The sequence below is a fragment of the Kitasatospora sp. NPDC057512 genome (assembly GCF_042802135.1).
Classification (GTDB): domain Bacteria; phylum Actinomycetota; class Actinomycetes; order Streptomycetales; family Streptomycetaceae; genus Kitasatospora.
Genome location: NZ_JBHVET010000240.1, coordinates 1 through 10889 on the forward strand (window position 1 = coordinate 1; position 10889 = coordinate 10889).

The window sequence follows — 10889 nt, forward strand, 5'->3', positions numbered from 1 at the left end:
TCGACGGTCACCGGCGCCGAACCCGTCCTCGACGACCACCGGGTCGGCGGCCGGCGGGTGCTGCCCGCCGCCGCCTACGTCGAGATGGCCCGGGCCGCCGTGGCGCTCTCGGCCACCGGGACGGGGACCGTCCGGCTACACGACCTGGCCTGGCTGCGGCCGATCACCGTCGACGGGGAACCCGTCGACGTCCAGGTCGAACTGACGCCCGGGGACCAGGGCATCGCCGTCGCGTTCCGCCAGGACGGCACGGAGCACGGCACCGGCCGCGCCGCACTCGTCCCGCCCGCGCCGCCCGCCCCGCTCGACCTGGACGCGCTGCGCGCCTCCTGCCCCGACCCGGCCGAGCCCGACGCCGTCCACCGGCGGCTGCGCGCCCAGGGCCTGGAGTACGGCCCGGCCATGCGCGCGCTGCGGGAGCTGCGCACCGGACCGGACCGGGCGCTCGCCCGCATCCGGCCGACCGAGCCCGAGGACGGCGGACACCTGCTGCCGCCGAGCCTGCTGGACGCGGCCTTCCAGGTCTCCGTCACGCTGATGCCGGACACCGCCGGGCCGACCCTGCCGCTGGCCCTGGACGAGGTCCTGGTCCACCGGCCGTGCCCGGCCGAGAGCTGGGCCTGGATCCGACGGACCGGCGGTTCCGGCGGCTCCGGCGGCTCCGGCGGCTCCGGCGCGGTGGCCACCTTCGACATCGACCTGTGCGACCAGGAGGGCACCGTCCACGCCACGGTCCGGGGGCTCGCCCAGCGCGCCACCGGCACCGGCCCGCGCGTCGTCACCGCCACCACCCGGTGGACGGACCGGCCGGCGGCCCCGGGCGGCCCGGCCCGCACCCCGCACACCCCGGAGCTGCCGGGCGTCTCGCCCTCGGCCCCGGCCGACGGCGTCGAGGCCGTGACGGACACGGTGTTCGCCGCCGTCCGGGAGCTGCTGCTCACCCGGCCCACCACGGAGCACCGGTTCGTGGTGCTGGTCGACGGACGGGTCCCCGCGCACTTCCACCGGCCGCTGGCGGGCCTGTTCCGCACGGTGGCCCTGGAGAACCCGCTGGTCACCGGCCGGGTGGTGCGCGTCGACGGCCTGGAGAGCGCGGACCCGGCCACGATCGAGCGGATCGTCGCCGAGGAGTGCGCCGACGAGGGCCCCGACAGCGAGGTCCGCCGCCGGGCCGACGGGGTCCGGCAGGTGCTGGAACCCGTCGGCGCACCGCTCGGGGCCGGGCCGGCCGTCCCGGAGCTGCGGAGCGGCGGGGTGTACTGGATCACCGGCGGCCTGGGCGGCCTCGGTCCGCACCTGGCCCGCTACTTCGGCCGGGCGGGAGCCACGGTGGTGCTCAGCGGACGGTCCGCCACCGGCTCGCTCGCCGAGCTGCGCGCCGACGGCGTCGACGCCCACCACCTGCCGGTGGACGTCACCGACGCCGAGGAGGTCCGGGCCGCGGTCGAGACGATCCTGCGCGACCACGGCTCGCTCGACGGCGTCGTCCACGCGGCCGGCGTCCTGCGCGACCAGTACCTGGTGCGCAAGGACCTGGCCGACGTCCGCACGGTCGGCGCGCCGAAGATCCGCGGCGCGCTCAACCTCGACGCCGCCACCCGCCACCTCGACCTGGACCACTTCGTGCTCTTCTCGTCGGTCGCCGGGGTGTACGGCAACCCCGGTCAGTCCGACTACGCCGCGGCCAACGCGTTCCTGGACGCGTTCGCCGCGCACCGGCAGTCCCTGGTCGACGCCGGCGAGCGCACCGGCCGTACCGTCGCGGTCAGTTGGCCGCTGTGGGCCGACGGCGGCATGACGATGGACGCGGCCGGCCGGGAGGCGATGCGCCGCGAGCGGGGCTGGGAGCCGCTGCCCACCGAGGACGGGCTGCTCGCGCTCGGCGGGGCGCTGCGCGCCGACGCCCCGGCGCACGTCGTGGTCGGCTACGGCGCGGGCGCCACGCTCACGGCCCGGCCCGCCGCCACCTCTCGGACCGCCGTACCGGGCGCACCGACCGGCTCGGTACCCGGCGGCGACGGCAAGGACCTGACCGAGCGGACCGAGGAACTGCTGCGGCGGATCGTCGCCGAGGTCCTCCGACACCGGCCGGAGGACCTCGACCCGGCCACCGACCTCGTCGCGTACGGCATCGACTCGCTGAGCATCATGGGCGTGACCGCCGAGCTGGAGAAGCTGTTCGGGCCGCTCTCCAAGACCATCTTCTTCGAGTACCTCAACATCGCCGACGTCGCCGCCCACTTCGTGGAGTCCCGGCGGGAGCAGCTGGAGGCCGTCCTCGGCGGGGCGGTGCCGCAGGTCGAACCCGAGCCGGAGCCGGAGCCGGAGCCGGTCGAGGCGCCCGTCCGGACCGCCTCCGAGGCCGTCGCCGCCGTCGAGGCCCCCGAGGCCCGCGCGGAGCGGTCCGGGTCGCACCGGGACCGGGACCGGGACCGGCACGACATCGCGATCATCGGGGTCTCCGGGCGCTACCCCGGCGCCGACACCCTCGACGAGCTGTGGGAGCTGCTGGAGAACGGCCGGCACAGCTTCACCGAGGTCCCCGCCGACCGCTGGGACCACCGCGTCGTCCAGGACGGCGACCGGGCCGTGCTCGGCAAGAGCGTGATCCGGACCGGGACCTTCCTGCGCGACATCGACGCCTTCGACCCCCGGTACTTCCGGATCTCCAAGCGCGAGGCCGAGCAGATGTCCCCGGAGGTGCGGCTGTTCCTCCAGGCCGGTGTGCACGCGCTGGAGGACGCGGGCTACTCCCGGGAGACCATCCGGCGCCGCTACCAGGGCGACGTCGGCGTGCTCGTCGGGACGATGAGCAACCACTACAACCTGTACGGCTTCCAGAACAGCCTCACCCGCGGGGCCCCGCAGAGCGGCAGCTACACCGGGACGATCCCGAACATGCTGTCCTACTTCTACGGCCTGACCGGGCCGTCGATCTTCGTGGACACCATGTGCTCGGCCTCCTCGACCTGCGTCCACCAGGCCGTGCAGATGCTGCGGGCCGGCGAGTGCCGGATGGTCGTCGCGGGCGGCATCAACCTGCTGCTGCACCCGTACAACCTGATCACCTCCTCGCAGGAGCACTTCACCACCGGCACCTCCGACGTGATCCGCAGCTTCGGCCTCGGCGTGGACGGCACCATCCTCGGCGAGGGCGTCGGCGCGGTGGTGCTCAAGCCGCTGGTCGACGCCGAGCGGGACGGCGACCACGTGTACGCCGTGATCAAGGGCACCGCGCTGTCCAACGCCGGTGTGCGCAACGGCTTCACCGTGCCGAGCCCCGGCATGCAGGCCCGCGCGGTCGAGAAGGCCGTCGAGGACGCCGGGATCGACCCGAGGACGATCGGCTACGTCGAGGGCCACGGCTCGGGCACCGCCCTGGGCGACCCGATCGAGGTCCGCGCCCTCACCACGGCGTACCGGAAGTACACCGAGGACCGGCAGTTCTGCGCGCTCGGCTCGGTCAAGGCCACCATGGGCCACCTGCTCGCCGCCGCCGGGATGGTGGGCCTGGCGAAGGTGCTGCTCCAGCTGCGGCACGGCAAGCTGGTGCCGTCCCTGCACAGCACGGAGCTCAACCCGGACATCGACTTCGCGGACACCCCGTTCCGGGTGCAGCAGACCCTCGCCGACTGGCAGCCGGTCGTCACCACGGTCGACGGCCGGGAGGTCGTCCACCCGCGCCGGGCCGGCCTCACCTCGATCGGCGCCGGCGGCATGAACTCCCACATCATCCTGGAGGAGTACCCGCCGCGGCCGGTGCGCCAGGAACCCTTCGGCGAGCAGTTGTTCGTGTTCTCCGCCATGAACGAGGCCGCCCTCGGGCGCTACCTGGCCGTCTTCCGCGACCACCTCGCCGGGGCCCGCGAGGCCGACCTCCCCGACATCGCCTTCACCCTGCGGGTCGGCAGGAACGAACTGCCGCACCGCTGGGCCTTCGTGGCGGCCGACAAGGCGGCGGCCCTGGCCGCCCTGGACGGCTGGGCGGCGGGCCGCCGGGACCGGCCGGACCACGAGACGGCCCGGACCTGGCTCGCGGGCCGGAGCGTCGACTGGGACCGGCTGCCGTCGGCCCGGCGGGTCCCGCTGCCCCCGTACCCCTTCGACCGGGTGCGCTGCTGGGTCGAGGTGGAGGAGGACGCGCCGACCGTGCTCGCCCCGCTGGCCCACCGCGAGCGGCTGCACCCCTTCCTGGGACGCAACGAGTCCGACGTCCACGGCCTGCGCTACACCGCGGACCTCCGGCTCGACGACCTCCAGGACTACACCTACCGCCAGGACGGGCTTCCCGTCGTGGTGTCCGCCTTCGCCGTGGACCTCGCGCTCGCCACCGCGAAGGTCAGCGGGTACGCGGCCGAGCCGGCCGTCCACGACCTGCGGGTGCTGCGGCCGGTCGACTGGTCGGCCACCGACCGCCTCGTCACGGAGTTCGCCGACGGCCACGGCCTGGTGCGGGCCGGGGACGGGCCGCCGGCCGTCGAGTTCACCGTCCGGGCGGCCGACGCGCCCTCCGGCCGGATCGACCTCACGGGCCTGCGGCACGTACTGGACCGGGCGGGATTCCTGGCCGACCTGGCCGAGGGCGGCGTCGTCCCCCGGGCCGCCTCGTGCGCCGTCGACGCGGTGTCCGGCGCCCCGGACGGCAGCACCGTCCTGCACCTGTCCCGTCCCGAGTTCCAGCAGGACCACGTCCGACGGAACGTGACCGTCGAACCGTCCGTCCTCGCGGCGATCGCCCTGGGCGTGCAGTGGACGGCCCGTCGGGCCGGGCACCCGGACTGGCCGCGGGTCGCGCCGCACCGGATCGACCGGATCACCGTCCGGTCCGGCGGGCCGGTCGCCCACGTCCTCCTCGGCGCCGACCGGATCCTCCTGGCCGACGCTTCGGGCGAGGTCCTCGGCGCGCTGGAGGGCGTGCTGTGCGGCACCGGGGGGACGCCACCGGCGGCCCGCCGGGCCCCCCGGCCGGCCGGACTCCGCCCCGAGCCGGGTACGACCGGGCCGGCGGAGGACAGGTCCGGGCCGGCCGGCGCGGACGGGGTCGTGGACGTGCTGCGCGAGATCGCGGCGGGGCTGCTGAAGTTCGAGCCCGAGGAGCTCGACCCCCGGACCGGCATGGACGAGTTCGGCTTCGACTCGATCTCGCTGGTGTACTTCGCCAAGCAGATCGAGGAGCGCTTCGGCGCCAAGGTCAGCCCGGCCGTGTTCTTCGACCTCAGCACCCTGGAGGCGCTGGGCGCCCACCTGGTCGCGGAGCACGGGGCCTCGGCCGCGCCGCGCCGCCCGGCGGCCCGCCCCGCGACCGTCCCGGCGGCCGTCCCCGCGACCGCCGCCGTGACCGCCGCCGTGCCGGCCTCCGCCACCGGGCGCCGTCCCCGCCCGGACCGGCCCGGGAGGGCCCCGGACACGCCGATCGCCGTGATCGGCGCCGCCGGACGCTTCCCTGGCGCCCGCGACCTCGGCGAGTTCTGGGCGAACCTGCTGGCCGGGCGGGACTCCGTCACCGCCTTCCCGCTGGACCGCTACGACGAGGAGCAGCGCCGGGCCATCGCCGCCCTGGACTTCCCCCGGCGGATGGGCGCCCTCGACGAGGTCGATGCCTTCGACGCGGCGTTCTTCCGGATCCTGCCGCGCGAGGCCGAACTGATGGACCCCCAGCACCGGCTGGTGCTGGAGACGGTGTGGCAGGCACTGGAGGACAGCGCCCACCGCCCGAGCGAACTCCCGTCCAACACCGGGGTGTTCATCGGCGTCACCAACAACGACTACGCGACCCTGCTGAGCACCCGCGGGGTGCGGCCGGACGCCTTCACCGCGACCGGCACGAACCACTCGATCCTGGCCAACCGCATCTCCTACCTGCTCGACGTGCGCGGCCCGAGCGAGCCGATCGACACCGCCTGCTCCAGCTCGCTGGTGGCGGTGCACCGCGCCATGGAGGCCATCCGGTCCGGCGCCTGCGACCTGGCGATCGCGGGCGGGGTGAACGTCCTGCTCGACGCCGGCACCTTCGTCAGCGCCCACCGCGCGGGGATGCTCAGCCCGGACGGCCTGTGCCGCACCTTCGACGCCGACGCGAACGGCTACGTGCGCGGCGAGGGCGTCGGGGCCGTCGTCCTCAAGCCGCTGGCGGCGGCCGAGCGGGACGGCGACGCGATCCTCGGCGTGCTCCGGGGCAGCGCCTACAACCACGGCGGACGGGCCAACTCGCTCACCGCGCCGAACGCCGACGCCCAGGCCGAGCTGGTCGCCGCGGCCGTCGGCGACCTGGACCCGGACACCATCGGCTACATCGAGACCCACGGCACCGGCACGGCCCTCGGCGACCCGGTCGAGGTCCGCGCGCTGCGCACGGCCTTCCGCCGGCTCGGCCGCAGCGACGACGGTGCCTGCGGCCTGGGCTCGGTCAAGACCAACATCGGGCACCTGGAGTCCGCCGCCGGCATCGCGGGGCTGCTGAAGGTGCTGCTCGCGCTCCGGCACGGGGTACTGCCCGCGAACCGGCACCTGCGGCGGGTCAACCCGTTCGTCGAACTCGACGACGGGCCCTTCCACCTGGTCCGGGAGAACGAGCCCTGGCCGCGTCCGCGCGACCGCGACGGCCGGGACGGGCCGAGGCGCGCCGGGGTGAGCAGCTTCGGCTTCGGCGGCGTCAACGCCCATGTCGTGGTCGAGGAGTACGTCCCGGTCCGGGCGGACCGGGAGGAGCCCGCCGGGGACGTCCTGGTGCCGCTCTCGGCGCGCACCGCGGGGCAGTTGACCGACCGGGCCCGGGAGCTGCTGGCGTTCCTGGAGCGGTCGGAGGGGGTGTCCCTGCGCTCGGTCGCCTGGACCCTCCTGGCCGGCCGGGAGGAGATGGCCGAACGGATCGCCTGGACGGTGTCGTCCGTGGCCGAACTCGCGGACCGGCTGCGGGCGTTCGTCGCCACCGGCGACCGGGGCGAGGCCACCGGTCCGGCGGCGCGCTGGATCGCGGGCGAGGCCCTCGACCGGTCGGCCTGGGCCGGCGGACCGACGCCCGGACGGGTGCACCTGCCCGGGTACCCCTTCGCCCGGGACCGGTTCTGGCACCCCGGGGCCGAGCCCGCGGCGGCCGTCCCAGCACCGGACACCGAAGCGGCCGCCGCCCCGGAGCCCGTCACGGTCCTGTCCGTCCCGAGCTGGACTCCGGCCACCGCCGCGCCGGGCCGCCGCCACGACCGCCGCGCGGTCGTGCTGTGCGGGGTCGACGGCGACGTCCCCGGGGCGATCCGGCTGGACACCGCCAAACAGCGGCCGGAGAGCCGGTTCCGCGACCTGTCCTGGAAGCTGCTGGAGACCGTCCGGGGCCTGGCGGCCGGGGACGGCACGGTGCTGGTCCAGGTGGTCACGGACACGGCGGCCCTGGCCGGCCTGCTGCGCTCGGTGGCCAAGGAGGACCCCGGGGTCCTCGGCCAGGTGATCGTCCTGGACGGCGCCGCGGGCGTCGACCCGGCCACCGCGGTCGCGGAGAACGCCGACGGCGCGGACGACCTCGTCCGCTACCACCACGGCGTCCGGCAGACCCGCGGCTGGACCCCCGTCGCTCCCCCGGCCACCGGCTCCACCCCGCCGTGGCGGGATGGCGGCGTCTACCTCGTCACCGGCGGCGCCGGCGGCATCGGCGCCGCGACGGCCCGCCGGATCGCCGCCGACGTCCCACGGCCCACCCTGGTCCTCGCGGGCCGGTCGCCGGCCGACGAGCGGGTGGAGGCGCTGCTGGCCGAACTGCGGCAGGCCGGCGCGGTCGCGCGCTACGTGCGGGCCGACCTCTCGCGCTGGGAGGAGGTCCGCCACCTGGTCGCCGAGGCGGGCGAGGTCACCGGGGTGGTGCACGCCGCCGGTGTGGTCCGCGACGCCCGGTTCGCCGAGAAGACCGCGGCGCAGTGGGAGGAGGTGCTCGGCGCCAAGGCGGACGGCCTCGTCCACCTCGACCGGGCCACCGCGCACTTCCCGCTGGAGTTCGTCCTGGCCTACTCCTCCGGCGCCGCCGTCACCGGCAACCCCGGGCAGTGCGACTACGCGGCCGCCAACGCCTTCCTCGACGAGTTCGCCGCCTCCCGGAACGCGGCGGTCGCCCGGGGGGAACGGCGGGGCCGGACGCTCTCCGTGGCCTGGCCGCTGTGGCAGGACGGCGGCATGACCGTCGACGACCGCACCCGGGCCTACCTGTGGGAGGACCGGGGGCTGGTACCGATGCCGACGCCGACGGGCCTCGCCGCCCTGGTCGACGCCTGGCACACCGGGGCGGACCGGGTGTGGGTGCACCACGGCTCTCCGGAGCACGCCGGTGGCGGCTCGCCCGCCCCGGCCGCTGCCCCTGCCCCTGCCGCTCCGCCCGCGCCCGCACCCGTACCGTCCGGGCGCACCGCGGACCGCGCCGTGCTGGACCACCTGCGGAAGGTCTTCGCGGAGGTCAGCAAGCTCCCCCCGCAGGCGGTGGATCCGGACCGGCCGTTCGTCGACATCGGTCTCGACTCGGTGATGGTGCTCCAGCTCAACCGTGCGCTGGCCCCGTTCTACCCCGAGGCCTCCTCGACCCTGTTCTACGAGCAGCCGACCCTGCGGGCGGTGGCCGCCCGGCTCGGCGGCGCGCACCGGCCGCGGTCCGCGCGACAGCCCGTACCGCGGACCGCGCCGCAGCCCGTACCGGAGCGGCCGGCCGGGCCCGCCCCGGCGGCCCCCTCGGGACGGACCGTCCCCGTCGGGGAGCCCGCCGCCGGGCCCGACGCCGGCCCCGACGAGCCGATCGCCGTCATCGGGCTGAGCGGCCGCTACCCGGGCGCCGCCGACCTGGGCGAGTTCTGGGAGAACCTCAGGGCCGGCCGCGACAGCGTCCGCGAGCTCGACCGGTGGCCGCTGGACGGCTTCTTCGAACCCGACCGCAACACCGCCGCCGCCACCGGGCGCAGCTACAGCAAGTGGGGCGGGTTCCTGGACGGCTTCGCCGACTTCGACCCGAGGTTCTTCGGCATCGCCCCGCGCGACGCCTACGCGATGGACCCGCAGGAGCGGCTGTTCGTCCAGGCCGCCTGGGAGGTGCTGGAGGACGCCGGGTACACCCGTGCCCGCCTCGCCGAGCAGCACGACCACCGGGTCGGGGTGTTCGCCGGCGTCACCAAGGTCGGGCACGCCCGGCACCCCGCGGGCCGGCTGCCCTCGGGCGAACTCGTCGTCCCCGGGCTCTCGTTCGCCTCGCTGAGCGCCCGGGTCTCCTACCTGCTCGACCTGCGCGGGCCGAGCCTGACCGTGGACACCATGTGCTCGGCCTCGCTGACCGCGATCCACGAGGCCTGCGAGCAACTCCGCAGCGGGGCCTGCGAGGTCGCCCTCGCCGGCGGCGCGAACGTCTACACCCACCCGCTGGACTACGTCGAGCTGTGCCGCTCCGGCATGCTCTCGCCCGACCGGCACTGCCGCAGCTTCGGCGCCGGCGGCCACGGGTTCGTCCCGGGCGAGGGCGTCGGCTGCGTGCTGCTCAAGCCGCTGTCCCGGGCCCTGGCCGACGGGGACCGGGTGCTGGGCCTGATCCGCGCCACCGGCGTCAACCACGGCGGGCGCAGCACCGGTTACACCGTGCCGAGCCCGACCGCCCAGGCCGCGCTGATCCGCCGGGTGCTCGACCGGGCCGGCGTCTCGGCGCGGCAGGTCGGGTACGTCGAGGCGCACGGCACCGGCACCGAGCTCGGCGACCCGATCGAGGTCGCCGGCCTGGCCGCGGCGTTCCGGCAGGACACCGAGGACCGGCAGTACTGCGCGCTCGGCTCGGTGAAGTCCGGCATCGGGCACCTGGAGGCCGCCGCCGGCGTGGCGGGCCTCACCAAGGTGCTGCTGCAGCTCGGGCACCGGGAACTGGTCCCCACCCTGAACGCCGAACAGCCCAACCCGAACATCGACTTCGGGTCGTCCCCCTTCCGGCTCCAGCGCGAAGCGGCGCCCTGGCACAGCGAGGGCCCGCGGATCGCGGCGGTGTCCTCCTTCGGTGCCGGCGGCTCCAACGCGCACGTGATCGTCGAGGAGTACCCCGTGCAGCCCGCAGACGGCACCGAGGACGGCGCCGAACACGTCGTCGTCCTCTCCGCCCGGACCCCCGACCGACTCGCCGCCTCCGTCGACCGGTTGGCCGCGTTCCTCGACCGGGCCCCGGACACCCCGCTGGCCGACCTCGCGTACACCCTCCAGGTGGGACGGGAGGCGATGGCCGAGCGGTACGCGGTCGTGGTCTCCTCCACCGGGGAGCTGCGGGACGCGCTGCGCGAGGGCCGGGGGCTCCGGGGCAGCGCGGGCACGGCGCCCGACGGACCGCTCGCGGAACTCACCGCGGACGGCGAGCTCCAGGAGCTGCTCGTCCGGCGCTGGAGCGCCGCCGGGGAGCTGTCCAAGGTCGCGGCCCTGTGGGCGTCCGGCGTCGCGATCGACTGGCGCGGCACGCACCGGGAGGCGCGGCGGACCATCGCCCTGCCCACCTATCCGTTCGCCGCGGAACGGTTCTGGATCGGCGACCTGCCCCGGTCCGGGGACGTTCCCGCCGAGGCCGCAGAGCCGGTCGTCGAACCGGTCGACCTGGACGAGCCGGCCGGTCCTGACGAGCCGGCGGACGTGGCCGACCTGGACGGGCTGGTGCCCGCGCTGGTGCGGGAGAAGGTCGCCGCCGCCCTCGCGATGGACGCCGGCGAGGTCCTCGACGGGTCGGCGTTCGCCGACCTGGGCCTGGACTCCATCCTCGCCGTCCGACTGGTCCACGAGCTCAACACCGCGCTCTCGCTGGACCTTTCGACCACCGTGGTCTTCGACCACAGCACGGTCGACCGGCTGGCCGCGCACCTGCTCGCCGAGCCCCGGGGCGCCATGGTGCCCGCCCGGACCGGCGG

Annotated in this window: 1 protein-coding gene; it reads left to right on the plus strand. The window is 75.9% G+C overall.

Translation table 11 applies throughout. The annotated features are described in order from the left end of the window. Window positions 1–10889, plus strand: a 10889-nt coding sequence (locus ACFU6K_RS17695; protein WP_380663979.1) for an SDR family NAD(P)-dependent oxidoreductase, incomplete at both ends; no start/stop codon positions are given.